Source organism: Mesorhizobium sp. WSM4807, assembly GCF_055811615.1.
In genome coordinates this window covers 224,865-250,308 of sequence record NZ_JBVVQY010000007.1, presented here as the reverse complement: position 1 = coordinate 250,308, position 25,444 = coordinate 224,865, and the positions used below count along the sequence as shown (strand labels likewise).

Here is a 25,444-nt window from a genome sequence, read left to right as displayed (position 1 = left end):
TGGGGGGGGGGTCGGGGGGTGTGGGCTCATCCCTTTTTTTTTTAAACCCCCCGGGGCCCCCGCCGGTCGATCCGACCCCCTCTGTCGCCTTCGGCGACATCTCCCCCTTGAGGCGCCATAGATGAATCAAATTTGCCGGTCAGGCGAAAACTATTCGGTTGCGGTGAGCCGCCGCCCTGCCTACGATTTCAATCAGCATTGAGGACAAAGGCAGGATGCAGCAACCCGGCCGTGCCGCAGAGATCAAGGCAATCGGGATCGGCAAGAGCTTCGGCTCGTTCCGTGCGCTGGATGACCTGACGCTCGATATCGGCCGCGGCGAGTTCCTGACCCTGCTCGGGCCGTCAGGTTCGGGCAAGACCACCTTCCTGATGATCCTTGCCGGTTTCGTGCAGCCGACCGACGGTCGCCTGTTCAGCGACGGCGTCGACATCACCGAGCGGCCGGCCGAGCAGCGCGCCGCCGGCATGGTTTTCCAAGGCTACGCCCTGTTCCCGCATATGAGCGTCGAGGCCAACATCGCCTTCCCGCTCAAGGTGCGCAAGAAATCGGCGGCCGACATCAAGCGACGCATCAGTGAGATGATCGAGCGCGTCGGGCTGAAGGGTCACGAGAAGAAACTGCCGTCGCAATTGTCCGGCGGCCAGCAGCAGCGCGTCGCGCTGGCGCGTGCCTTGGTGTTCGAGCCGGGCGTGCTTTTGCTCGACGAGCCGTTCTCCGCGCTCGACAAGGGCCTGCGCGGCCAGATGCAGGCCGAGATGAAGCGGCTGCACCAGGAAACCGGCACCACCTTCGTCTTCGTCACCCATGACCAGAGCGAGGCGCTGGCGCTGTCGTCGCGCGTCGCCATCTTCAACCACGGCAAGTTGCTGCAGGTCGGCGCGCCTGACGAGGTCTACGACCGGCCGGCCAACCGCTTCGTCGCCGAGTTCCTCGGCGAGATCAACATGCTGCCGCTGAAGGACGTGCGCAATGCCGACAACGGCGCCACCGGCCTGTGCGAAGACCGCACCATCACGCTGCGCGGCAATGCAAGCGCCGTCGGCAGCAACGCCATCCTGGCGATCCGGCCCGAATACATGTCGATCGCGCCCGAAGCGACAGCCGGCGAGAACGGCATCGCCGCGACTGCGGTCGCCTCGACCTATCTCGGCGCTGCGACACGGCTCGATCTCACGACGCGCCAGGGTGCCAAGGTGACGGTCTCGGTGCCGAACGAGGTCGCCGCTTCGGCACTCGGCAAGGGCAATTCCGTGTGGCTGACATGGCCGGCGGAAAAAGGTTTCCTCCTTCCGGATGGAGGACAATGACGATCGGTGTGGCGAAGCTGAAATCGCCAGGCTGACTTTCGGGAAATATCAACGACAAAAAGGGGAACTGACATGACCAGCAATTCAAAGATGAGCGAAACCAAGAAACACTCGATCGAGACGCTCTCCGCCAGGGCCGCGCGCGGCGAGATCTCGCGCCGGCAGTTCACGCAGCTGGCCGCACTCGTGCTGGCCGGGACGCCGATGCTGCTGCGCTCGACCGGCGCCTTCGCGCAAGCCAAGGAACTGGTCCTGGTCAACTGGGGTGGTGACGCCATCACCGCCTATGACGCGGCCTATGGCCAGGCCTTCACCAAGGAGACCGGCATCACCGTCAAGATGGATGGCTCCGGCCCGACCGAGGGCGCGATCGCGGCGCAGTTCAAGAGCGGCGCCCCGACCTGGGACCTGGTCGACGTCGACCCGTTCTCGGCCATCACTCTCGGCGCGCAAGGCATGCTCGAACCGATCGACTATTCGATCGTCGACAAGAAGAAGATGCGCGAGGGCTTCGGCTGGGAGCACGCCGCCTCGACCTATTTCTTCTCCTATGTCATCGCCTATGATTCCGAAAAATTCGGCAGCCAGGCACCAACCGGCATGGCCGACTTCTTCGATGTGACGAAATTCCCCGGCAAGCGCTCGCTCTACAAATGGGGCGTGTCGAGCTGGGAAGCGGCACTGCTCGCCGACGGCATCGCGCCGGCCTCGCTCTACCCGCTCGACCTCAAGCGCGCGCATGACAAGATCGCCGCCTTCAAGGAGAATGTCGTCGCCTATTGGGGCGGCGGCGCCGAAAGCCAGAGCGTGCTGCTCGACGGCGAGGCTTCGATGGCGATCGTCTGGTCGACCCGCGCCTCACTGATCGAGCAGGATTCCGGCGGCAAGATCAAGTTCATCTGGGACCAGGGCCTGATCTCGCCCGGCGCGCTCGCCGTGCTCAAGGGCAATCCCGGCGGCAAGGACGCGGCGATGAAGTTCATCGCCAGCGCCCAGGATCCGGAGAAGCAACTGATCATGTTCGACAAGCTCGGCCAGGGTCCGGCCAATCCGGCCACCGACGCGCTGATCCCCGCCGACAAGAAGCGCATCAACCCGGTCGACCCCGAAAACATGAAGAAGCAGATCGCGCTCGACATGGAGTGGTACGCCAAGAACTACGGGGCCGCACTCGACGAATACACGAAGATCATCTCCGCCTGATAGACCGGGATAACCGGGGCCGAGATGAAAGCATATCTCTCCGACAGGATGGGCGCGGCGCTGTTGATGGCGCCGCTGCTCTTCTTCCTTGCCGCCGCCTATGCCTGGCCATTCTTCGGCGTCGTCAATTGGAGCTTCACCCTGCCCGAGCCGGGGCTCGGGCAATATGGCACGCTGTTAGGCGACCCGCTGGTTCAGTCGGTGTTTGTCCGCACGCTGCGCATCGCCGCAATCGTCACAATTGTTTCGGTTGCCGCCGCCTACGCCATCACCGTGGTGTGGGTGCGCGGCACGCCGGCGCAGCGCGTGATCGCCGAGTTCTGCATCCTGGTGCCGTTCTGGATCTCGGTGCTGACGCGCGCCTTCGGCTGGGTGGCGCTGCTTTCCAATCGCGGCCTGTTCAACACCTGGCTGCAGGCGATCGGCTTCATCTCAGAACCGCTGACACTGGTACGCAACGAATTCGGCGTCATCGTCGGCATGACGCATTTCCTTATCCCCTTCGCCGTGTTTCCACTGGCGTCTTCGATGCGCAGCCTCGACGACCGCGTGTTGCTGGCGGCGCGCGGGCTCGGCTCCAGCCGCATGCGCACCTTCTGGTCGGTCTTCGTGCCGATGACGCGGTCGGGCATCATCGGCTCGGCGCTCATCGTCTTCGTCTTTTCGCTGGGCTTCTTTGTGACGCCTGCGATCCTCGGCGGCGGCCGCAGCGTTATGGTCGCCGAGCTGATCTATCTCCGCATCTTCCAGAGCCCGGACTGGGGCCTGGGGGCGGCGATCAGCGTCGTGCTGGTGCTGTTCGTCGGCGCGCTGATGGCGCTGGTGTTCCGCTATGTCAGACCGAAGCAGCTAATCTGATGCCGACCTACCGCCCCGGCCCCGTCTCGCTGGTCCTCGCCGCCCTGGTTGCGCTATTCCTGCTGTTGCCGTTGCTTGCCGTGATCCCGGTGTCGCTGACGCCGACCCGCATGCTGGCAATGCCGTCCGGCGAATTGTCGCTGCGCCACTACCGGGCGCTGATCGAGGATCCGCGCTGGATCAACTCGATCCTGCTCTCGATCAGGATCGGCGTCGTCAGCAGCGCCTTCTCCACCGTGCTGGCGCTCTGCTTCAGCCTTGGCGTGTGGATGTTCCAGCCACGCTTCACCGCCGCACTTGTCGGCTTCGTGCTGCTGCCGATGGTGGTGCCGCCGGTGGTCTCGGCGATCACGCTCTACTTCCTGCTGACCTCGATCTCGGGTGTCAGCTCATTCTTCGGCTACGATACCTGGCTCGGCGTCGCCATGGCGCATGCGGTGATGACGGTGCCCTTCGCCACGGTGCTGATCCTGGTGTCGCTCAGCCAGCTCGACCGGCGCATCGACCTTGCAGCGCGCGGCCTCGGCGCCACGGTATGGGAACGCGCCACGCGCATCATCATGCCCAACATTAAGTTCGGCATCGTCACCGCCGCCCTGCTGTCCTTCGTGCTGTCATGGGAAGAGATCGGCGTCACCCTGTTCATCACCTCGGTCAACGCCATCACGCTGCCCCGGCTGATGTGGATGGGCCTGCGCGACAACATCGACCCGGCGATCGCCGCCCTCTCGGTGATCCTGATCATCATCACGGTTTTGGTGCTTGCGGCGCGCAGTGTTATGGTCAGGCTGCGCGGGGCGTATTAGGGGTAGGGGTACGCGGCCTGCCCTATCCGGGCGGCGGCTTAGTTGGCGACTCCGATTGGAACGGGAAGCCCGCCGACCCTCTGGCGGCGGAACGCCGCTTTCACGCCATAATGACAGCCGCAAATGAAACTTTGTACCACGGCGTGCGTTTTGGTGGGTTCAACTCACCAAAGGTTCCACCATGGATCAAGGATGGTTTTCCAAGCCGGTTGCGGTTTCGGTCGGCATCACGGGAACGATCCGACATATTTCCAACGCACAACAGGCCGTCGAATTGCTGACAGGCCAGTGGCGCGACGCCGGCAGCCTGCAACATGGCGCCGCGTTGCGCGCATGCCGCCGGGCCATGAACGGCGACGTTTCGACCGAAATCGCCAGGGATGCGTTTGTCGGCGCCGCGCGGGAGGCGCATGTTCTGGTCGAGTAAGCGGCCGAACAGAGCCGGATAGATGGCGGGCCATACTAAGGCAAGCTACCCCATGGCGTGGCGGATGGTCTTGGACAGACGGCTGAGGAATGCCGGCCTCGACGAGGCGTCAAGCTTCCAAGACAGCACCGCGGTCGCCATTTTCCGCGGCAACACCCCGACCGATAGGAACCAGGCGGCAAGGACGGCGCGCCGGCGCAGGGACGCCGTCATTTCGAGGCTGGCCACGGCGCCCGCCGCCCCGAGCGCCAGCCGGGAATCATTGGCCACGGGGTGCTGGCGCTTGTCTGCGCACAGCGACGCCAGCCGCTCTTCCAGATGGACCGGATCGTGGCGGACAGCCTCCGACGGCACAATTGTCAGGCCGATCCCGGAAGCATGGTCCGACAGCGCCTGCATGCGGCGGAAATCGTGGGTTACCCTCCAGCGTGCCCGCTCGGCGAGCTTTTCACCGAAGACCGAATGGTTGGCGCCGTGGATCCGGTAGGCGCCGAGGCATTCGTCGATGGACTGGACGTGCCCGTAAAGCGGCGCCAGCGTTGCAAGATAGCCATCGGCTCCCTGGCGGAACTCCGGCTCGGGAATCGGCATGATCGATTCCAGGGTTGAACGGTCAAAGGCCAGCCCGCTGGTCACAGTCGTCTGATAGCGGCCCTTGTGCAGGAGTTTCGGCATGACGTCGCCGCTGTCGAAAGGCAGTTCGGGGGGCGGAAAGACATCCTTGATGCGTTGTCGTTCGTCGACGATATGCAACCTGGACTGTACCTGGGCGGTTGCCGCGTCCCAGGTGTCGACGATCCTGGAAATGGCGGTGGGATAGAGAAAGTCGTCGGCGTCGAGGAACAGGACGATCTTGCCCGAGCTTGCCGCAAAGCCGGTGTTGAAAGCGGCGGCATGCCCCCCATTTTGCGCTCGCGGGCAGGCGAGGATCCTGTCCCCATATGATTTCATGATTGTCGTCGAATTGTCCTGCGATGCATCGTCGACGACGATGACTTCGACATCCGCGTAGTCCTGCTCCAGGGCGCTGTCGATGCTGCGTTTGAGGAAACGCGCGTAATTGTAGTTCGGGATGATGATGGATACCGGAATCCTCGGGACAGACTGCATCGCATTTGACCTCGCATCTTGCTTTGGTTTCGGCAAAATCCCGCGCACGGACCTGCCCCCTCTTCAAGTGCCCGACGAGTTTCCTGAGGAAAAGCCTGCGGCTTTCCATCAGGAGACGGGCTCGCTTTGCGACTTCGTACTGAGGCCGCCATGCCTTCGAGGGCTGCCGCCTTGGTCAAGGTTGTGGTCGGCGGCAGCAGAAGCTCCGACGGTTTTCGGCCGGTCGCAACCGAGCCCGACGGAAATGTCTCGCCCTTCGGTCGCGATCAGGTCGGGATCGAGGTGGACGGGCGCCTTGAAGGCATGGCGGATACTGACCTTCAAATACGGCTGGAACAAGCCCCGCACCAAGAACAAGACTCACAAGTCTGTTACATCTGAGGCAGCGCGCAGCGGCGTGGACTGTGGATAATCGCAGAGGTTGGGAGGTTGGCGGCGGCTATACCGAAGCCGGCGGCAGCCGGCTTCGGTATATGACCGTGCAGCCTGAACGTCAGGCTGCCTGCAGCCCCGGCAGCGACAGATCGGCTTCCTCCGGCAAGTCGCCGGCCATAGCGGCGGCAAACTTGGTCTGGTCGAGTTCCCCTTCCCAGCGCGCCACGACCACGGTCGCCACCGCATTGCCGACGAAGTTGGTCAGTGCCCGGCACTCCGACATGAAGCGGTCGACGCCGAGGATCAGCGCCATGCCGGCGAGAGGCACGGTGGGAACTACCGAAAGCGTCGCAGCAAGCGTGATGAAGCCGGCACCGGTGATGCCGGCGGCACCCTTGGAGCTCAGCATGGCGACGGCGAGCAGCAGGATCTGGTCGCCGAAGGTGAGCGGCGTGTCTGTCGCCTGCGCGATGAACAGCGCGGCCAGCGTCATGTAGATGTTGGTGCCGTCGAGGTTGAAGGAATAGCCGGTCGGGACGACCAGGCCGACCACCGAGCGGTTGCAGCCGGCGCGCTCCATCTTGGCCATCAGGCCCGGCAGTGCCGCTTCCGAGGACGAGGTGCCGAGCACCAGCAGCAGCTCTTCCTTGATGTAGCGGATCAGCGCCAGGATCGAGAAGCCGTTGTAGCGGGCGACCGCGCCGAGCACCACCAGCACGAACAGCAGCGCGGTCAGGTAGAATGTGCCGATCAGCATGGCGAGGTTGGCGATCGAGCCGATGCCGTATTTGCCGATGGTGAAGGCCATGGCGCCGAAGGCGCCGATGGGCGCGGCCTTCATCAGGATGGCGACGAGGCGGAAGATCGGCGTGGTCAGTGCCTGCAGGAAATCGACGACCGGGCGGCCGCGGTCGCCAACCAGCGCAAGAGCGAGCCCGAACAGCACCGAAAAGAACAGCACTTGCAGGATGTCGCCCTTCGCAAAAGCGCCGGTGATCGTGTCGGGGATGATGTTCATCAGGAAGCCGACGATGCTGGTGTCGTGCGCCTTTTCGGCATACGTCGCCACCTTTGTGGCGTCGAGCGTAGCCGGATTGATGTGCATGCCGGCGCCGGGCTGGACGACATTGGAGACGACGAGACCGACGACAAGCGCCAGCGTCGAGAACACCAGGAAATAGATCATCGCCTTGCCGGCGACGCGGCCCACCTTCTGCAGGTCGGAAACGCCGGCGATGCCGGTCGCCACCGTGAGGAAGATCACCGGCGCGATCACCATCTTCACCAGCTTGATAAAGGCGTCGCCGAACGGCTTCATCGCCTCACCGGTTTCGGGATAGAAGTGGCCGAGAAGCACGCCGGCGGCGATCGCCGCCAGCACCTGCACATAGAGATGCCGGTAGAAAGGAAGTTTGCCGCGCGGCTCGGCGGCAGCGAATACTGTCTGCATGACGTCCTCCATTGTGCTCCGATCGAAAGCTCGACCTCCCGGAGCAATTGCGTTGACCCCCAGCAGCCTCGCGACCGCTGGAAGTCGTGTCTGCAACTGCCGTGCCAAGTGCGCGGAAAAGAGCCTATCCATTTGATTTTATTGAGTATTCCAGAACTCACGAGGTCGCTTCGTACACAGAAAGTGCGGATATTCGCATAGCCGAATTGTGATTTGTGCGAAATCATGCACAAATAGGCGATGCTTCAACGCCCCGCCGCTGCCTTGTCGTCGACGCCCGAGCAACTCGGCAGGCGAGCGCGCCATGCCTGGCTGCTGTTTGCGGCCATCGCCCTTGCGATCGCCACGGTCGCACTTTACGGCGCCGGCCTCTATGGCCGCACCACCGAGGTCAGGGCCTTGGCGGCGCAAGGTCGCACCGATGCCAATCTGAAGGTCGCGCTGCTGCGCGCTGTGCTGGAAAGCCCGCGCGCCCTGCCCCTGCTGCTGTCGGAAGACCAGCAGGTGCTCGACGCGCTGGCGCAGAAAAGTGGTGCTGCAATCGATGTGCTGAACCGCAAGCTCGAAGGGCTGGTCTCCGGCACCAAGGCTTCGGTGCTCTATGTCATCGGCACCGACGGGCTGGCGATCGCCTCCAGCAACTGGCGCGAGCCGATCAGCTTCGTCGGCAACGACTACCGGTTCCGCGATTATTTCTCCGCGGCGATGCAATCCGGAACCGCCGAATATTTCGCGCTCGGCAATGTCAGCAAACGCCCCGGCCTCTACATCTCGCGCCGCGTCGGCGATGCTGCCGCACCGCTCGGCGTCGTCGTCGTCAAGGCGGAATTCGATCAGCTCGAGGCCGACTGGCACGAGGCGAACCGCCCGGCCTATGTCAGCGACGAGCATGGCGTCGTCCTGATCACCAGCGTGCCGTCCTGGCGCTTCATGACGACGGCGCGGCTTGCCGGGCCTGATCTTGCCGCCATCCAGGACAGCCAGCAGTTCGGCGATGCACTGCTGATGCCATTGCCGATCACGCGCCCGCAGGCACTTAGCCCGGACATGTCGATCGTGCATGCCGTGACGCCCGGCGGCAGCGATGCGGAATATCTCAGGCTTTCAACCCTGATCCCTTCAACCCCCTGGCGGCTCGACTATCTCGTCCCGGCCGAGGCGCCGATCGCCGCCGCGGCCCGTGAAATGCGGCTCCTTGCGCTCGGCGTCATTGTTCCGTTGCTCGGCCTTGCTGCGTATCTGTTGTGGCGTCGGCAGTCAGGACAAATGCGGATCGCCGCCGAACAGGCGACGCGCACCGAGCTCGAACGCCGCGTCGTCGAACGGACCGAGGATCTGAGCCGCGCCCGTGACCGGCTGCAGGCCGAGATATCAGACCACCGCAGCACCGAAGCCAAGCTGCAGGTGGTGCAGCAGGATCTGGTCCAGGCCAACCGCCTCGCCATCCTCGGCCAGGTTGCCGCCGGCGTCGCCCATGAGATCAACCAGCCGGTCGCCACCATACGCGCCTATGCCGACAACGCCCGCGTCTTCCTCGACAGGAAGCAGACCGCGCCGGTCGAGGAGAATCTCGGCGCCATCGCAGCGCTGACCGAACGCATCGGCACCATCACCGAGGAGTTGAAGGCCTTTGCCCGCAAGGGCCGCACTGCCGCCGAGCCTGTCGAATTGCGCGGCGTCATCGAAGGCGCCGTCGTGCTGCTGAGAAGCCGCTTTGCCGGCCGGCTCGACGCACTGGCCATCGAATTGCCGCCGCCGAACCTCAAAGTGATGGGCAACCGGGTCCGGCTCGAACAGGTGCTGATCAACCTCTTCCAGAACGCGCTGGAAGCGCTGGACGGCCGCGACGATGCCAGGGTGCAGGTCTCGGTCGAAGAGAAGGCGGACGGCGTGACGGTCGGCGTGTCCGACAACGGCTCGGGCATTCCGCCTGCGATCCTTAAATCGCTGTTCACGCCGTTCAACACGTCCAAGGAAAAGGGCCTCGGCCTTGGTCTCGTCATCTCGAAGGACATCGTCGCCGACTACGGCGGCCGCATCGAGGTTTCGAGCGACGACAGCGGCACCCGCTTCACCATCCATCTTGCAAAAGCAGCGTAATGGCCAAAGCAGAAATGACGAACGATGACGCCGCGCCGGTCATCCTGATCGATGACGACAGCGATCTCCTCAGGGCCACTGCGCAGACGCTGGAGCTTGCCGGCTTTTCTGTCTCGGCTTTTTCGGTGGCGGCCGAGGCGCTGGCGACGCTCGACGCCGGTTTTGCCGGCGTGGTGGTGTCGGATATCCGCATGCCTGAGATCGACGGCCTGCTGCTTTTCGACCGCGTCCTGCGGCTGGACCCGGACGTTCCGGTCATCCTCGTCACCGGGCATGGCGACATCGCCATGGCGGTCAAGGCGATCAAGGACGGCGCCTACGACTTCATCACAAAGCCCTTTGCCGCCGACCGGCTGGTGCAGAGCGTGCGCCGCGCCGCGGAAAAGCGCCGCCTGGTGATGGAAAACCGCGCCTTGCGCGAAGCGGCCGGAGAGGCGCAGGACGGGCTGCCGCTGATCGGCCAGACGCCGGCGATGGAAAGGCTGCGCCGGACGCTGCGCCAGATCGCCGACACCGATGTCGATGTGCTGGTGACCGGCGAAACCGGTTCCGGCAAGGAGGTGGTGGCCAGCCTTCTGCATCGCTGGAGCCGCCGCGCCAGGGGCAATTTCGTTGCGCTGAATTGCGGCACGCTGCCGGAGACGGTCATCGAGAGCGAATTGTTCGGCCATGAGGCGGGCGCCTTCACCGGCGCGCAGAAGAAGCGGATCGGCCGCATCGAACATGCCAGCGGCGGCACGCTGTTCCTCGACGAGATCGAAAGCATGCCGGTCTCGACACAGGTGCAGATGCTGCGCGTGCTGGAGATGCGCGAGGTCACGCCGCTCGGCACCAACGAAATGCGGCCCGTCGACCTGCGCGTCGTTGCGGCCGCCAAGGTCGATCTCGGCGACCCGCACCAGCGCGGCACGTTCCGCGAGGACCTCTACTACCGGCTCAACGTGGTGACGATTTCCATTCCGCCGCTGCGCGAGCGCCGCGACGACGTCGCCCTGCTGTTCTTCTATTTCGCCGAGCGCGCCGCCGCCCGCTTCCGGCGCCCGGTGCCGGCGGTGCCGGCCTCGGCGCTCCGCCATCTCAGGGAGCATGACTGGCCGGGCAATGTGCGCGAACTCGCGCATTTCGCCGAGCGGTTTGTGCTTGGATTGGAGGAAGGTGCCGGAGCGCCATCCCCTGCCCCAGCCCAGCCGGATGCCGCCATGAAGCTGCCGGAGCGGCTGGAGCGCTACGAGGCCGACATCATCCGCGAGACGCTTGGCCGCAACGAGGGCGACGTCAGGCGCACGATCGAAGCACTGGGGATTCCGCGCAAGACCTTCTACGACAAGCTCCAGCGCCACGGCATCGTGCGCAGCGAGTTTTCGAGGTAATGGGGCGATAGGCCGGCTCTGGCCCTCATCTGCCCTGACTTCCAGCGTCGGTGGTTGGCGAAAGCCGTATCGGCAACCAATCTCCCCCTGGCGGGGGATGTCCGGCAGGACAGAGGGCGGTGGGAGGGATCGCCAACTTCGACCTCAGCCATTCTCAACCGGAAACAGCCCAGGGGCGTGGCTGTAAGTTGGTTGACAGGTCGGAGGGACAGCACCCCCCTCTGCCTTGCCAGGCATCTCCCCCGCAAGGGAGATCGCCAGTTTCGCCGATGGCGCTACGCTGAGATCTTTAAGGTAGGGTTGCAGCAGGGCCATGAGGGCAGCGCCAACGTCTGCGAACATCCCTCCTCCGCAGCAACTCTCCTGACACGAACCCAATTTCGGTATCCGCCATCCTGCGCTACATTTGGTCCACTTCAACCGGGCGCCACCTCCATGATTGTCCAGACCTGCATCAATGGCGCGCGCGGCGCCGACTTCCACCCGCAACTGCCGCTTGACGCGGACGCCATGGCGCGTGACGGCGCCGCATGCGTGGCCGCCGGTGCGGCCGAGCTGCATGTCCATGCGCGCGGGCTCGATGGCCGCGAAAGTCTCGCGCCGGCGGCGATGGACCGTACCATCCTTGCGCTTCGCCGCGCCTGCCCTGGAACGCTGATCGGCGTCTCCACCGGCGCCTGGATCGAGAACGACAACGAGCGGACGCTTGCCGCGATCGCCGGCTGGAACGAGCTGCCTGACTACGCGTCGGTTAATCTGAGCGAGGAAGCCGCGCCCGAGGTCATGCAAAGCCTGCGGCAGCGCGGCATCGGCATCGAGGCCGGGCTCGCCTCCGTCACCGATGCCGAGCGCCTGGTCCGCCTCGACCGTGGCAGCCAGGTGCTGCGCATCCTGATCGAGATCTCCGAGCAGGAACTGGACGCTGCGTGGGAAGTCTGCGCCGGTATCGCGGCGGTGCTCGACCGCGCCGGGATGCGCCGCGCCATCTTGCTGCACGGTGCCGACGCCACGGTCTGGCCGTTCGTGCACCGGGCGGCGGAGCGCAACTGGTCGACGCGCGTCGGGCTGGAGGACGGCAAGGCGCTTCCGGACGGCACTACGGCATCAGGCAATGCCGCACTGACGGCTGCTGCCGTCGCGATCTTCCGGGCCGGTCGCTGATTCATCCCATAGGCTTCGGGCGCCTTGCCCGATCTTTTCGGGATGCTGCGTCAGGCCACGTCCCGCAAAGTCGAACGCGGCGTCGCCGATTTCGCGGTTGCGCGATCCTCGTGAAGCGCGAACCCTGCGGCGCCCGGGTCGCCCAGTTCAGAGCGGAGCTGCATGCTCGGGATGTGATAGTCGCCGCCATTCTGCTGCCGATAGGGAATGGGTCGGGTTGTCTCGAGCGTCCGCATCCTTTCGCGCAGGCGCTCCGCAACAGGCTCGAAATCGGCCTCCCCGAAACCATCCACTCTGTAGACCACGAACGGCGGAAGTACGTCGTAGCCCGGATAATAGAGGATCCCGTGATTGATCGGGAACAGCAGGTCGTCGATCGGGCCGTTGACGCCGCGGGCGGAATAATGCTCCTCCCAGCCGCCGGCGGTCACGATCAGCATCGCGCGCTTGCCGGCGAGCGTTCCCTCGCCAAAGCGGTCACCCCACCGCTTGTCGCTATGCTCGCCGACACCATAGGCGAAGCCGTAGGCGTACACCCGGTCGACCCAGCCCTTGAGGATCGCCGGCATGGCGTACCACCACAGCGGGAACTGGAGGATCAGCGTGTCGGCCCACAGCAGCTTGTCGATTTCCGCTTTAACGTCACCGGTCAGAGTGTTGGTTGCAAAAGCTTTTTTGGATGCCCCAGCCGGCAGGAAGCGCTCTTCGGGCGGCCGCGACGGAAAGTCGGCACGGTCCACCTCGGATTTCCAGCCATCAGCATAGAGGTCCGATATCAGCACCTCGTGGCCCTGGGCCTCGAGTTCCCTGATGGCGACGTCACGCAGTGCGCCGTTAAGCGAACGCGGTTCAGGATGAGCAAAAACAAGCAGGACTTTCATGGGGCAACTCCGAAGGACAATGAACGCTGAAGGTAGCCAGCCCTGGGGTGATCCGCTATATCCAGGCAATGCATAAGATTATGCCGAATAATGGATAGATCTGATGTGACCCTCGAGCGCATGCGCACCTTCGTTCGCGTCGCCGAGCGCGGCAGCCTGTCAGCGGTGGCGCGCGAACTCGGAGTTGGGCAGTCGACGGTCACACGGCATTTGCGCGAGCTCGAAGACGCCGTCGGGGTGCCCCTGGTCAGCAGGACCACCCGGCGCGTCACGATGACCGATGAAGGCAGCCGTTATTATGCCGACAGCATCCAGATCCTGCGCCTCGTCGAGCAGGCCGGCGATGAGGCACGGGGCACCCGCGGGGCGTCGGCCGGCACGATCCGGATATCCTGCACGGCGGCGCTCGGGGTCTTGCACGTCAGCCGCCTGATCTTCGCCTTTCAGGACCGCTATCCCGACATCGGGATCGATCTCAACCTCACCGACGAGTGCATCGACCTTGTGCGGGAGGGAGTCGACATCGCACTTCGCCTCGGTCCGCTCACCGACAGCTCGATGAAGCTGCGGGCGCTCGGCCAGTCCCGGCGCCTGCTGGTGGCGTCGCCGGCCTATCTGGCGGCGCGGGGCAGACCGGCTGTCCCGCAGGACCTGCCTGGCCATGAAGGCATCCGGATGTCGAACATCGCAGGAAGCGACACGCTCGCCCTGCAGGGGCCGGGCGGCGAACGCCATGCGGTGCCTTTCGGCGGCCGATTTCGGATCGATCATGGGCTTGCAGCGCGCGAAGCGCTCGTCGCCGGGCGCGGCATCGCACCTGCCCATCACTGGCTTGTCGACGATCTCCTGGCGGCCGGCCGGCTGGAAGTGATCCTGCCGGACTACGCCCCGCCTCCCATTCCGCTGAGCATGCTGATCGTTCCGGAGCGCGCGGGCATTGCCAGGGTCCGGCTGCTGGTCGACTTTCTCGCCGAGCGGATCGGCGGCATCCCGGGGATTGGGAAGCCGCGTTAGCCGGCGTGTCCTCGGTCGGCTGCGGCACCGGCAACGCCCAATCCCAGACCGACCGCAGCCGCGCCTTCCTGAGCGAGATCCTGCAGCATTAAGAGTTCCGACTCACCCAGTTGGCTGCGCCGATGGCCGAGAGGAGTGGATAGTCGCCTGAAGCATTGCCAAGCTATTTGACCCTGATGACAACCTTGCCTTTGGCGCGGCCCTGCTCGATGTAGGCCAAGGCCTCATTGGTCTGCTCAAACGGGAAGACCCGATCTATGACCGGGCGGATGACGCCCGTTTCGATGAGAGACGTGATTTTGGTCAACTGCTCCCCATTGGCCGCCATGAACAGGAACGAATATCGGACATTTGCGCGTTTCGCCCGCCTCCTGATGCCGGCGCTCAAAAAGCGCATGACCAAGTTCAGCACCACACTCAGACCCTTCTCCTTGGCAAATCCAGGATCGGGCGGACTGGAAATCGAAACGGCGACGCCACCTGGCTTCAACACACGCAGGGACTTTTCGAGGGTCTTGTTGTCCTGGCTGTTCAGGACGACGTCGTAGCCCGAAAGGACTTTCTCGAAATCATCCTTCTTGTAGTCGATGATGACATCGGCGCCCAGCTTCCTGACCATATCCATGTTCGAGGCGCTTGTTGTCGTGGCGACCGTCGCGCCGAGGTGCTTTGCCAATTGAATGGCGAATGTTCCCACTCCGCCGGAGCCCGCCTGAATGAAGACCTTCTGTCCTTTCTTCAGCTTCGCTCTTTCAACCAGCGCCTGCCAGGCGGTCAGCCCCACCAGGGGAATGGACGCAGCCTCTTCCATGCTGAGGTTCTTCGGCTTCAGGGCCAAGTCCGCATCATTTATGGCGATGTACTCGGCCAAAGCCCCGACCCGACCGTCGCGCGGTCGCGCATAGACCTCGTCGCCCGGTTTGAACTGTCGGACTTTCGAGCCGACGCGAACGACCGTTCCGGCCACGTCATGGCCTGCAACGAAGGGTGGGCGATAGGGCAGGATGAGTTTGAATTCTCCGTCCCTGAGCTTTGAGTCCAGCAGATTGAGACTGGCGGCATGGATCTGCACCAGCACGTCATTCTCCCTTATTTCCGGCTCCGGAACCTCTCCAAGCCGGAGGGGAGCGTTCTTTGCGTATCGATCGACGACGAAGGCCTTCATTGTAGCTTTCCCAAATTGAGGAGACCCGGAGCGCCCGATCGACATCTCCGATGCGTCGCCCTATTGCATTACGATCATTTAATGATAATATGCTCGTAATGCAATAGCTGATCGAAGGAGAAAAACATGCGCTACGAGAAGGGCAGGAAGGAAGCATCGCGGCAGCGGATCATGGATGTGGCGACCGACCGGTTTCGCTCCGACGGCATCGCTGCATCAGGTCTCGCCGGTATCATGGGCGAGGCGGGACTGACCAATGGAGCTTTCTATCCCCATTTTCCGTCCAAGGCGGCGCTTGTTCGTGAGAGTTTGGCGGCCGCCCTGGAGATTCAGGCGACCCAGATTCAGGAGCTATTGGCCGCCGGCGGCCCGTCACTGGCCATCGACGCGTATCTGTCGGCGGAACACCGAGACAATCCAGGCAAAGGTTGCGCTTCAGCCGCGCTGTTGCCCGAAATTGCGCGTGAGCCGGTCGAGACGCGCCAAGTCTACGCCGAACACCTGCTCAAGCTCGTACGCCAGGTGGCGGCCGAACTGACGCCCGACGCCCGCGACCCCGAGGCTGTCGCATTCGGTGTCTTCGCGACCCTGATCGGCACGCTTGAGCTGTCCCGCGCGGTGAACGGAACCGAACTGTCCGATCGCATTCTTGAGGCTGGCGCGGTAGCGGCGAAGGCGTTGCTCCAGCCCCACGAGAACGGCAAGCCAGAAGAAAGGAAACCATCATGAACGTGCATCAGCTATCGCGACTATCGCGACCTGCCGCGATCGTCAAACACAGGGACGTGCCGACGAAAACGGTCGACGTCGGCGGTACGAAATTCGCCTACCGGGAACTCGGGCCCACAACCGGGGTACCGGTGATCTTTCTTACCCATCTGAGTGCAGTTCTCGACAATTGGGATCCCCGGGTCGTCGATGGTATTGCCGCAAAACGGCGAGTTATCACCTTCGATAACCGTGGTGTTGGCGCATCAGGCGGCTCCACTCCCAATACGGTGGAGGCGATGGCCCGCGACGCGGTCGCCTTCATCCGGGCCCTCGGTTTCCAGCAAGTCGACCTGCTCGGCCTATCTCTTGGCGGCTTCATCGCCCAGGCGATTGTTCAGCTGGAGCCTAATCTGGTTCGCAAGATCATCCTCGCGGGAACCGGCCCAGCCGGGGGTACCGGCATCGACAGGGTGACGTTCGTCACCATCTTCGACATGATCCGCGCCGCGCTGACCATCAAGGACCCAAAGAACTACCTCTTCTTCACCCAAAGCCCCAACGGCAAGAAGGCTGCGCGCGAGTTTCTGCAGCGATTGAAGGAACGGACCAATGACCGCGACAAGCCCATCGTTCTCGGCGCCTTCAGCCAGCAGCTCAAGGCGGTCCGCGCCTTTGGCCAGGAGCGCCCTGCCGACCTGTCGCGTATCCGGCACCCGGTCCTCGTGGTGAATGGCGATCACGACAGAATGGTGCCCACCAGCAATTCCGTCGACATGGCACGGCGCTTTCCCAATGCCGAGCTGGTCCTGTACGAGGACGGCGGGCATACGGCCATTTTTCAGTATCACGACGCCTTCGTGAAAAAGGCCCTGGACTTCCTCCAGGCCTAACGGCGCTTGGTCCGATCCATCGGGTGACGACTAGCTGTCGTCTGCAACGCAAGGTTGAAGGTCTGTAGCGGACGATGACTCCGTAGGACCTGGGTTCCTCACCCCCGCCTCGCCGGGGCGAGGAACCCAAGCTTATTGTGTATCCGCATGGGCCCTGAGCTCTGCCCGCTTCTCGTCGGAGACGACGGCGAGGTCGAGCACCTTCTGCAATTCAGCCGCGTGGCGGAACGACGGCTCAGGCGGAACGCCCGTGCGCACCGCATCGACAAAGCGCTGGTAGTTGGTCGGCACCGTTCCGGCATCGAGAACCTGCCATTTGGCGTTCTCGATGTCCTCGCCCATGCACGCTTTCAGCTCCGAGTTTTTCAGATTGTGCACGACCTCGATGCCGCCCTTGTCGCCATAGATGCGCAGCCGCAATTCGTTGAGATGACCGGTTGCCCAGCGGCTGGCATGGACGACGCCGAAGGCGCCGTTGCTGAAATCCAGCGCCATGGTGAAGCTGTCGTTGGCGTCGAGCTCGTACTCGCCGATCCGGTTGCCGGGCGCCTTGTCGAACGACCTGAGGCGGCAGAACACATGGTCGACGTCGAGCGCCGCGCCATAGCTGGCAAAATCGAGGATGTGGATGCCGACATCGCCCAGCACGCCATTGGAGCCGTGGCCGCGCGACAGCCGCCAGAGCCATTTCGGATCGATGCGCCAGTCGCCCCAGAATTTGGAAACCAGCCAGCTCTGCAGATAGGATGCCTCGACATGCCTGATCTGCCCGATCTCGCCGGCCAGCACCATGGCGCGCGCCTTCTGCAGCGGGGCGACGTTGCGATAGGTCAGGTTGACCATGTTGATGATACCGGCTTGCTCGGCGGCATCGGCCATTTCACTGGCCCTCTGGTAATTTTCGGCCAGCGGTTTTTCGCACAGTACCGGCTTGCCCGCCGCGATCAGCATCATGGTGGTCGGATGGTGGATGCGATCCGGCGTCACGTTCGCCACCGCGTCGAACTTGTCCCATGCGAGCGCGTCTTCCAGAGACGCGAACCGGTTGGGGATAGCGAACCTGTCCGAGAACTCGTCGACGCGCTTCTTGTCGAGGTCGACGGCGCCGATCAGTTCGACGCCCTCGATCTTGCTGAACTGCCTGGCGTGCTCTTCCGCCATCCAGCCGGTGCCGAGTATCAGGAGACGCATGATTCTTATCCTTAGGATGAGGCTTTATCTTCTTGTTTGAGCGTTGATTTTCCGAACCGAAGCTTCGGAATAGGCGCCTAGCGAAAACCGGCTTCGCCCGCGGCATGAAGTCTTCCGCCGCGCTCGACGATCGGCTCGAGCGCCTTCTCTACCGGCACATTCGGCGCATCGAGGATGGCCGGGTTTGAGCCGAGCGGGTTGTGCGCCCATTTCACGGCGTTGCGCAGCACCTTGTGGACGGTGGCGTCGTGATAGGTCGGATAGGTCTCGTGGCCTGGCCTGAAATAGAAAATGTTGCCGGCGCCGCGGCGATAGGTCAGCCCCGACCGGAACACTTCGCCGCCCTGGAACCAGGAGATGAACACCGTTTCCAGCGGCTCCGGCACGGCGAACTGCTCGCCATACATCTCCTCGCTCTCGAGCTCGAAATACTCGCCGATCCCGGCAGCGATCGGGTGGTTGGGGCTCGTCACCCAGAGCCGCTCGCGCTCGCCCGCCTCGCGCCATTTCAGCGTGCAGGGCGTGCCCATCAGCGTCTTGAAGATCTTCGAGAAATGGCCGGAATGAAGGACGATCAGCCCCATGCCTTCCCAAACGCGGCGCGCCACGCGCTCGACGACTTCGTCGGCGACGGCGCCATGGTCCTTGTGTCCCCACCACACGAGCACATCGGTTTGCGCCAAACGCTCGGCCGGCAGGCCATGCTCCGGCTGCTCAAGGGTCGCCCACGATACGGAAATTTCGGGGTCGAGCTTCAGGGCGTTGGCAATCGTGGCGTGCATGCCCTCGGGGTAGATCCCGGCGACCACCTCATTGGTCCGCTCGTGGATATTCTCGCCCCAAACGACAGCGCGTATAGTCATGACATCCTCTCGATTGGTTGAAGCCGCCGCCGCCCCGGTACCGGTCAGTCATAGTATCCCTGGCCGGGAATGAAAACGCTTTCGAGGTCGGTTGCTGACAATTGGGTGGAAATCCGGCGATCCCGGCGGGACAGCGCCCCCTCTGTCTTGCCCTCTTTGCCACCACTTGGCACCTCCCCCACTTGGGAGGAGATTGGATGTCACGTCGGCTTCGCAAATCGCCAACGTTGTAGGAATGAGCGGAGCGTGGAAGCTGCCGATCTCCCCCCTTGTGGGGGAGATGCCAAGTTTTGGCAAAGAGGCAGGACAGAGGGGGGCGCGAAGGATCGCTACAGAACGCCTTGTTTCTACACCGCCGCAGATGGTCAGGGGCCCCGTCCCTTCCGACGCAACCTGCATCAGCGGCTTGGTTAACCGCGCACGACGAGGCGTTTGATCTTGCCCTTCTTGAAGGCGGCGAGGAAGCGGGCGTAGTCTTTGAAGACGACGCAGCCACTCGATTCCGCGCGGCCGCTGCGCAGCAGGTAGGTGTGCGCAAGAAAGCCGTCGCGGCCATATTTGTTCTTGCCATCGATAGGAGTGAGACGCAGCGCCTCCACCCCATGGAAGCGCGATTCACGCAGCCTCAAATCGTAGGTGTGGGGCGGCGTCGGGCCGGCATTCTTCCGGTTGGCATAGCGCGGCTGGTCGGCCATCGAGCCCAGTCCCGAATGCGCCTCGAGCCGTGAGCCGTCCGGCATATAGACGGTTTTCGCCGAGATGTCGTAGACGGCGACGCCGTTGCCCACGCCGGGCCTGCTGAACAGGTTGCGGAAGGCCCCGCCGCCCGCCGGGCTGTCGGGCTTGGCATAGGCCAGCATGTCTGCGGCCTTCGACCGCTTGGCCGGCTTGCCCTGGCTGCCCTGCATGCCCGGGCTGCTTTGCATGCCCGGCCTGCCTTGCATGTCCTGGTTGGCTTGCATGCTTGGTATCGCCGCCGGTGACGAACTCCTCGGTGACAAGGCTGGCGCCCGGGGCGTCTCGACCTGCGGAGCATCTGCGGTCTGCACCCTGTTGGCTTTGGATGGCTGAGACTGGGCCTTGGCGGCCTTCGATGCCTGGACCTTGGGCGCTTTGACCTTGGGTGCCTCGACCTCGGGCGCCTCGTCTGACTGATCGATTTCCGCATGCGGGCGGAAGGTCGGCAAGGGAATACTGTCGGGTATCTCGTCCTGCGGCGGCAGCGAGGCCATCTGCACCTCGCCCTCTTGCGGGACAGCTGGGTCGGCTGTCGCCACCTCCGGCAGCACATCGATCATCTGTTCCGGCAATGCATTCGCTAGCGCCAGCGCCAGCCGCGAGGATCGTTCGATCTCCGCGACCTCCGGCCCGAAGCGCACCGGGGCCGGGCCGTTCTGATCGGGCAGGCGCACCGGCTCCGCAAAGCGCGCGGCAGGCGGCTGGCTGGCAAGCATAGGAGGTGCCGCGGTGACGTGGGCAAAGGCAGCAGCAAGCTTTTGCGGCGACAGCGCGGCTTTCGCCACCACGCGGTCGAAGCGCGCTTGCGCCGAGATTTCTGCGACAACCGGCACAATATTCGACTTCGCTGAGGGCTTGAGACGCGCCACCTTGCCTTCATGCACGAAGCTCGCGGCGGCCTGCGCGCAACCGGCATCACATCGGCTGAGCAGCGACGCCTGACGCTGCCGGCTTGCCAGTGGCGCCCACGAATTGGTCCATGAATTGGGAAGCGTGCGCTGGGGATCGGCGAGCGCGATGGTGCGCGGCGCGAGCAGGTTTTGCGGAAGACTGTTGGAGGCGGCGGTGAGCGAGGTTCCCACCGAATGGAGACCGGCCACGGTCGCCACCGACCACAGAGCGATCGCCACGCCGACAATGGGAATCGCGGCCCAGCGCAGGCCGGGCCTCATCGAAGTCAATCCAGAATCAGGATTGTCACCCCGGTTTTTCAAACGCACAAACGCCATACACCAACCTCAATCGGCCTTGCGGCACGCGGGGCTCGCAGCCGTCACAATCACAGTCGCCTAGTGCCCCCTGCACGCTTCGCGTCTGTTGCCGATTGATTCAAAAGATGGACAAACTTGGTTAACCAATCCCACTACCGATCGCCGATTGGGCGAAGGTCGATATCAAAAAAGCTCCCTCCAAAAACTATGAAAATGGCGGAAAAGCCCTCCGTGTCAGGCTTTGCTGCCCGTTTTTGCAGGCCGAGTCAAGAAAACGAAAGCACTAGACCTTGCCTGGGCGGGCGTCAGTTGAAGGATAAAAGCGTTCGCATCCCCATGATCGTGCGCGCAGGCTGCGCTGCCGGCGCCGCCTTGGCCCGCGTCCTCCGTCGGAGGCGCGGGCCATTGCGTGCTCCCGCCTATGCGGCGCGCAGGCTTTCCGCCGGGCGCAAATTCTGGTTCATGCGGAACAGGTTCAGCGGGTCATAACGCTGCTTGATTTCCAGAAGCCGCCGGTAGTTGCCGCCATAGGCGGCTTCGACCCGGTCGACCTCGTCCTCGGGCATGAAGTTCACATAGGCCGTGCCGGCGGCATAGGGCCTGGCCGCCTCGTAAACACCGCGCGCCCAGTCGATGCAGGCGCGGTCCATTTCCGGTTCGCGCCAGCGGGCGTGAACATTCATGACGAAATGCGCGCTGCGTTGCGGAAACGCCGTTGCATCCGCTGTCACGCGGCCCGCGGCACCGCCGATATGAGCGAAGAATATCTCGCATTCCGGCCCCGGAAGCCGGGGTATCGCGGCCGTGACGACCTCGATCGCGCTGTCGGAAAGCTCGGTGAAGTCATGACTCTTCCAGTAGTTGCGGGCCCCGGGAGTCAGCAACGGATCGAATGCCTGCTCCCAGCCGGTGAACGGGTTAGGGCCGACCACATCGGCAATCGGTGTGCCGATGGCGCGAAGCCTCTGCGTCGCTTTCTCGCCCTCCTGAAGGCCGCCGCAATAGCACATGGCCAGGACCAGCACCTCCTTGCCATGCCATTCGGCCGGCAAGAACGGCAGCGGCGGCGCCTGCCGCATGACCACCCAGCAGGTCAGCTCATTGGGCGCTGCTTCGAGCGCAGCTCGGTATTCCCCCAACACGTTTTCGGCATCGGCGAAGGGATGAACGACAAGCCCCGACAGCACCTGCGGACCGACTTGGTGGAGCTTGAACTCGAAAGCCGTGACGACACCGAAATTGCCGCCGCCACCGCGCAGCGCCCAGAACAGGTCCGGGTTTTCGGTCTGGCTGGCGCGCAGCAGCTTGCCGTCGGCGGTAACCACATCGGCGCAGAGAAGATTGTCGATGGTCAGGCCGAATTTCCGCGTGATCCAGCCGAAGCCACCGCCCAGCGTCAGGCCTGAAATGCCGGTGGTCGAGTTGATGCCGATCGGCACCGCCAATCCGAAGGCCTGTGTTTCCGCGTCGACATCGGCGAGCATCGCGCCAGGTTCAACCCATGCCCGCCGCGTCGCCGGATCGACCCGCACCGATCTCATCGGCGACAGATCGATCATCAGGCCGCCATCGCAGACAGCGCTGCCGGCGATGTTGTGGCCACCGCCGCGAACCGCGACGAGCAGCCTGTTTTCCCGGGCAAAATTGACGGCGGCGATAACGTCGGCGGCGCCGGCGCAGCGCACGATCAGCCCGGGCCGCCGGTCGATCACGGCATTCCAGATGCTGCGTGCGTCGTCATAGGCGGCGTCGCCTTCCCTCAGTACAGTACCGCGCAATTTTGCCGAAAGCGCCTCCAGGGCTGCGGCATCGACTGTCGTCTTGCCGCGTTCAAGCGTAGTGAGGCTCATGCTGTCCATGGCTTTCCTCCCGATTGCTTTTTTGAGCCGTTTTCCCTCCACCCGTTTCGAAGTGTGCCCCTATATTAGAGGTCACGCAAGTTCATAGCCGCTTGCTGGCTGGCATCTGGGGCACGCATCGGCGGTTGCATGGCTGCGCTCAATCGGACGAGATCTAGCCCAGAGTCCCGCAAAGCGTTCGGCCAGATGGTTGCGTTGAAAGCGCATCGAGAACGAAATCTATAAAGACACGCGTCTTGGCCGGCAGCAGCGTGCGGGTGGCGTAGTAGAGCGAGATCGAACCGAGGTCGGCATACAATCGGGGACGAGGCGCCGAAGCGCCTTGCTCTCCAGGTAGAGCAGCGCTTCTGGCATGGCGATCAGCGCAACGCCGAGATTAGCAAAGCCGCCGGAGACATCGCCACGCATCGCGCATGACGCAGGCGGCCGGATGGCGAACCACAGGCCGGCAATACCGACCTGTGGCGATTTGCCGATCAGCAATCTTCTGTAGTCTTCTTCATTTGACCGGGGGCAGCGGTTTTGGCCTCCGCGTCCTGCTGACCAGGAGCGGCCTCTTGCGCGCTGCCGGCTTGCTGGCCAGGTGCGCAATCCTTGGCCGAGTTCGGATTCGTGCCGCTGGTGGTGGTCGAGTCAGTTTCCTGATCGCTTGTGGTGGTGGAGTTGGTTCCCTGATCGGTGGTGCTGGGCATGGTTGTGGTCGTCGACGTTCCGCTCGTCGAAGTTCCGCTCGTCGTCTGGGCAAGTGAAAGCCCGGCCGATAATGCCAGCATGACCGACGCCAGAAGGATCCGTTTCATCGTCGTTCTCCTGTTCCGAATGCGCGGGATGCGCTGGCAAACCAACAGCGAGACAGACGGAGTGTTCCCCGACCAAGTTCAACTTTTGCAACCCCGCCTAACGGTCAGCTCTCATTGAGACTAAAGGCCAGAGACTAAAGGCCCGGATAAAAAGCCCCGCCGGCGGGCCAAGCCGAAATGGGTGCTGGATCGACGTGAAACGATCCCGCCGGTTCGATCGAGGAACTACGCAGCGGTCCGCGGAGTTAGGCGTATGAGCAACCAATGCAGAGGAGAGCTCTGATGGCACCGCGCAGAAAACCCGACGATCCGTCCGAAGGCCCGACCATCGAACAGCAGGATTGGGACGCGATCAAAGGCGGCAAAATTCTACCGGACAGCGTGCCGGGAAACGGCGACATCCGTTACGACGTCGAGAAGGAGGCTGAACTGCCCGAGGAAGACGACGACAATCCGTACCAGGAAAGTGACGAGGCGCTGCCGGACGACGAAGAGGAACGCGCCATCTCGCGCAATCCCTCGAAGCAAGATATCGACGAGCCGTGAACAGCAGCAGCGCTCATGGGCGCGGCTACTGTCTCTGCACATTGATTTTTGCTAGGCCGGGGCCGATCTGCAGCGACCGCCCGTGGTTTCTGTCAGTCGCCAATCTGATGGCAAATCGCAAACCTCTCGGATTGGCCGAAACACCCCTCCACTTCGTCATCCTAGGGCGGAGCAAGGAGCGAAGCGACGCGGCGCAGACCCTGGGATCCATGCCGTTACCTCAGCCGAAGAATGCAGCGGACCAGACCCGAACGCTACCACCCCCGTTCCGCGAAAAAGCTCGAACAACTCTGCGTTTGGCCTGCTCGATATTCCATTGGCGAGGCGAACGCTTCAGCGATTTTCCGCGCTGAATGGGCATCGCGAATGCCGAAATGTTCCCGTACCAGACCAGACGCTGCACGCCCTAGCGGCTGGTGAAGCGCGAGCCTTCGCCAGATTTGGGCTCCGGTAGGCGGCGGCCGAGATCGTTGGTGACGCCAATGTAGATCGTGCCGCGCTTCTGGCTTGCAGTCATGGTGGCATAGCCGGTCATGACGGAAGGGTAGCTGGCACCGTTGCGGATACAAGTGTTGTTTTGAGCCGCTGCATTCTTCGGCTGACGTGACGGAATGGATCCCAGGGTCTGCGCCGCGTCGCTTCGCTCCTTGCTCCGCCGTAGGATGACGAAGGCGTGGTGGGCCATGGCTAATCGCCAGCGTTGGAGTTGGCGCTGCAGGCCGGGCGGCAGCGAACGGCGCAGTCTGCAGCGACAGAAAAGACCCCGCGGGGAGGAAGCGCGGGGCCTTTGTGCGAACGCCGTGCGAACGGCTTTCATAGTCGCTGGAGTAGAACGACTGCGCTTCCAACCATGGCCGGCGGATCTTGTTCCATCGAAACCGAAAAAAGACGGCGCCCGTTTGCCGTTTTCGCCAGCATTGCTCCCCAGCGTTGCTGCTTAAGCGCCATAGGGCTCAACCCTTCGATCACGATTTCTGTCTGGCGGAACAACTGCAAAAAACGCTCGTTGGATATTTATCGCAATCAGCGATGCAACTCGAATGGAGACCGACCATGATGAAGAAAATTCTTTCCGCAACCGTACTCAGCATCGCCCTTGCCACATCGGCGATGGCACAATCTAGCGGTACCGGTTCCGGCACCAGCGATCCGGGAGCAACCACCGGGACTGGGACCGGCACCATGGCTCCCGGCACCGACAATGCAACTCCTGCCGATCCAAACGTAACCGGTTCAACAACCGATGGCGGCGACGGCATGGGTGACCGGTGTAAGGAAACGGCAGGTGCCGATGCGAATACAAACGCCGCCAGTGGCACTGCAACTTCGGACATGGAGAATTGCCCCAAGTGACGGAGCTGGCGCTGGTCGAGCACGCTGTAGTGCCTGCGTTTGCTCATGATGC

General features: G+C 63.4%; 23 protein-coding genes and 1 pseudogene. 13 read left to right on the top strand and 11 right to left on the bottom strand.

What is annotated here, in order from left to right; genetic code table 11:
* Positions 1 to 215 precede the first annotated feature (215 nt).
* The 5 genes from AC0L3N_RS12185 to AC0L3N_RS12165 all read left to right on the top strand — a co-directional run bounded on the left by AC0L3N_RS12185 (position 216) and on the right by AC0L3N_RS12165 (position 4,604).
* Positions 216 to 1,310, top strand: a complete 1,095-nt coding sequence (locus AC0L3N_RS12185; RefSeq protein ID WP_473547825.1) for an ABC transporter ATP-binding protein — start codon at positions 216 to 218, stop codon at positions 1,308 to 1,310.
* 90 nt (positions 1,311 to 1,400) lie between these two features.
* On the top strand, positions 1,401 to 2,513 hold the full coding sequence (locus AC0L3N_RS12180) for an ABC transporter substrate-binding protein (RefSeq protein WP_123148167.1): 1,113 nt from the start codon (positions 1,401 to 1,403) through the stop codon (positions 2,511 to 2,513).
* A gap of 24 nt (positions 2,514 to 2,537) precedes the next feature.
* Positions 2,538 to 3,371 carry an ABC transporter permease gene (locus AC0L3N_RS12175; protein ID WP_123148114.1) on the top strand — a complete coding sequence of 278 codons (834 nt, stop codon included), beginning with the start codon at positions 2,538 to 2,540 and terminating at the stop codon, positions 3,369 to 3,371.
* Positions 3,371 to 4,177 (top strand): ABC transporter permease, encoded by an 807-nt coding sequence (locus tag AC0L3N_RS12170; RefSeq protein WP_473547824.1) that lies wholly within the window; start codon positions 3,371 to 3,373, stop codon positions 4,175 to 4,177. The genes AC0L3N_RS12175 and AC0L3N_RS12170 overlap by 1 nt, the downstream gene beginning before the upstream one ends.
* Before the next feature lie 181 nt (positions 4,178 to 4,358).
* A complete protein-coding gene (locus tag AC0L3N_RS12165; RefSeq protein ID WP_123148112.1) occupies positions 4,359 to 4,604 on the top strand; it encodes a DUF982 domain-containing protein in 246 nt (81 codons plus the stop codon).
* A gap of 45 nt (positions 4,605 to 4,649) precedes the next feature.
* Here AC0L3N_RS12165 and AC0L3N_RS12160 read toward each other — a convergent pair whose 3' ends face one another.
* Together AC0L3N_RS12160 and AC0L3N_RS12155 are read right to left on the bottom strand one after the other, a co-directional pair.
* Entirely contained in the window at positions 4,650 to 5,714 is a 1,065-nt protein-coding gene (locus tag AC0L3N_RS12160) for a glycosyltransferase family 2 protein (RefSeq protein WP_473526935.1), read from the bottom strand.
* A 493-nt stretch (positions 5,715 to 6,207) separates the two neighbouring features.
* Positions 6,208 to 7,539 (bottom strand): dicarboxylate/amino acid:cation symporter, encoded by a 1,332-nt coding sequence (locus AC0L3N_RS12155; RefSeq protein WP_123148166.1) that lies wholly within the window; start codon positions 7,537 to 7,539, stop codon positions 6,208 to 6,210.
* A 240-nt stretch (positions 7,540 to 7,779) separates the two neighbouring features.
* Here AC0L3N_RS12155 and AC0L3N_RS12150 point away from each other — a divergent pair, with 240 nt between their 5' ends.
* The 3 genes from AC0L3N_RS12150 (at position 7,780) to AC0L3N_RS12140 (ending at position 12,170) form a co-directional block, all read left to right on the top strand.
* Entirely contained in the window at positions 7,780 to 9,639 is a 1,860-nt protein-coding gene (locus tag AC0L3N_RS12150) for a sensor histidine kinase (RefSeq protein WP_123148109.1), read from the top strand.
* 14 nt (positions 9,640 to 9,653) lie between these two features.
* Positions 9,654 to 11,009 carry a sigma-54-dependent transcriptional regulator gene (locus tag AC0L3N_RS12145; protein WP_473547823.1) on the top strand — a complete coding sequence of 452 codons (1,356 nt, stop codon included), beginning with the start codon at positions 9,654 to 9,656 and terminating at the stop codon, positions 11,007 to 11,009.
* 435 nt (positions 11,010 to 11,444) lie between these two features.
* On the top strand, positions 11,445 to 12,170 hold the full coding sequence (locus tag AC0L3N_RS12140) for a 3-keto-5-aminohexanoate cleavage protein (RefSeq protein WP_473547822.1): 726 nt from the start codon (positions 11,445 to 11,447) through the stop codon (positions 12,168 to 12,170).
* 50 nt (positions 12,171 to 12,220) lie between these two features.
* Here the strand turns inward: AC0L3N_RS12140 and AC0L3N_RS12135 are convergent, their stop codons facing one another.
* A complete protein-coding gene (locus AC0L3N_RS12135; protein ID WP_473547821.1) occupies positions 12,221 to 13,051 on the bottom strand; it encodes an NAD(P)H-dependent oxidoreductase in 831 nt (276 codons plus the stop codon).
* A gap of 90 nt (positions 13,052 to 13,141) precedes the next feature.
* Here AC0L3N_RS12135 and AC0L3N_RS12130 point away from each other — a divergent pair, with 90 nt between their 5' ends.
* On the top strand, positions 13,142 to 14,065 hold the full coding sequence (locus tag AC0L3N_RS12130; protein WP_473547820.1) for a LysR family transcriptional regulator: 924 nt from the start codon (positions 13,142 to 13,144) through the stop codon (positions 14,063 to 14,065).
* Positions 14,066 to 14,228: 163 nt separating this feature from the next.
* Here the strand turns inward: AC0L3N_RS12130 and AC0L3N_RS12125 are convergent, their stop codons facing one another.
* Positions 14,229 to 15,230 (bottom strand): NADP-dependent oxidoreductase, encoded by a 1,002-nt coding sequence (locus AC0L3N_RS12125; RefSeq protein WP_473547819.1) that lies wholly within the window; start codon positions 15,228 to 15,230, stop codon positions 14,229 to 14,231.
* A gap of 126 nt (positions 15,231 to 15,356) precedes the next feature.
* Between AC0L3N_RS12125 and AC0L3N_RS12120 the strand changes: the two genes are divergently transcribed.
* Both AC0L3N_RS12120 and AC0L3N_RS12115 read left to right on the top strand, forming a co-directional pair.
* Entirely contained in the window at positions 15,357 to 15,959 is a 603-nt protein-coding gene (locus AC0L3N_RS12120; RefSeq protein WP_473547818.1) for a TetR/AcrR family transcriptional regulator, read from the top strand.
* A complete protein-coding gene (locus AC0L3N_RS12115) occupies positions 15,956 to 16,831 on the top strand; it encodes an alpha/beta fold hydrolase (protein WP_473547817.1) in 876 nt (291 codons plus the stop codon). Before AC0L3N_RS12120 ends, AC0L3N_RS12115 begins: the two co-directional genes overlap by 4 nt.
* A gap of 132 nt (positions 16,832 to 16,963) precedes the next feature.
* Here the strand turns inward: AC0L3N_RS12115 and AC0L3N_RS12110 are convergent, their stop codons facing one another.
* The 6 genes and pseudogenes from AC0L3N_RS12110 to AC0L3N_RS12085 form a co-directional block, all read right to left on the bottom strand.
* On the bottom strand, positions 16,964 to 18,022 hold the full coding sequence (locus AC0L3N_RS12110) for a Gfo/Idh/MocA family protein (RefSeq protein WP_473547816.1): 1,059 nt from the start codon (positions 18,020 to 18,022) through the stop codon (positions 16,964 to 16,966).
* Between the two features lie 77 nt (positions 18,023 to 18,099).
* The gene (locus AC0L3N_RS12105; protein WP_473547815.1) at positions 18,100 to 18,885 is read right to left on the bottom strand and encodes a ThuA domain-containing protein; all 786 of its coding nucleotides are present in this window, start codon (positions 18,883 to 18,885) and stop codon (positions 18,100 to 18,102) included.
* A gap of 410 nt (positions 18,886 to 19,295) precedes the next feature.
* Positions 19,296 to 20,795: a DUF2778 domain-containing protein gene (locus AC0L3N_RS12100; protein WP_473547814.1), complete on the bottom strand. Its 1,500-nt coding sequence runs from the start codon at positions 20,793 to 20,795 to the stop codon at positions 19,296 to 19,298.
* A gap of 458 nt (positions 20,796 to 21,253) precedes the next feature.
* A complete protein-coding gene (locus AC0L3N_RS12095; RefSeq protein WP_473547813.1) occupies positions 21,254 to 22,693 on the bottom strand; it encodes an FAD-binding oxidoreductase in 1,440 nt (479 codons plus the stop codon).
* Positions 22,694 to 22,858: 165 nt separating this feature from the next.
* Positions 22,859 to 23,086: pseudogene (locus AC0L3N_RS12090) on the bottom strand (LysR family transcriptional regulator); the annotation flags it as partial.
* Positions 23,087 to 23,169: 83 nt separating this feature from the next.
* A complete protein-coding gene (locus tag AC0L3N_RS12085) occupies positions 23,170 to 23,493 on the bottom strand; it encodes a hypothetical protein (RefSeq protein ID WP_473547812.1) in 324 nt (107 codons plus the stop codon).
* A gap of 282 nt (positions 23,494 to 23,775) precedes the next feature.
* Here AC0L3N_RS12085 and AC0L3N_RS12080 point away from each other — a divergent pair, with 282 nt between their 5' ends.
* The gene (locus AC0L3N_RS12080; protein WP_473547811.1) at positions 23,776 to 24,039 is read left to right on the top strand and encodes a hypothetical protein; all 264 of its coding nucleotides are present in this window, start codon (positions 23,776 to 23,778) and stop codon (positions 24,037 to 24,039) included.
* 406 nt (positions 24,040 to 24,445) lie between these two features.
* On the opposite strand, the gene AC0L3N_RS12075 is transcribed toward AC0L3N_RS12080, so the two are convergent.
* Complete coding sequence (locus tag AC0L3N_RS12075) at positions 24,446 to 24,724, bottom strand: GIY-YIG nuclease family protein (RefSeq protein ID WP_473547810.1); 279 nt, start codon at positions 24,722 to 24,724, stop codon at positions 24,446 to 24,448.
* Between the two features lie 368 nt (positions 24,725 to 25,092).
* Here AC0L3N_RS12075 and AC0L3N_RS12070 point away from each other — a divergent pair, with 368 nt between their 5' ends.
* A complete protein-coding gene (locus AC0L3N_RS12070; RefSeq protein ID WP_473547809.1) occupies positions 25,093 to 25,392 on the top strand; it encodes a hypothetical protein in 300 nt (99 codons plus the stop codon).
* Positions 25,393 to 25,444: the final 52 nt, after the last annotated feature.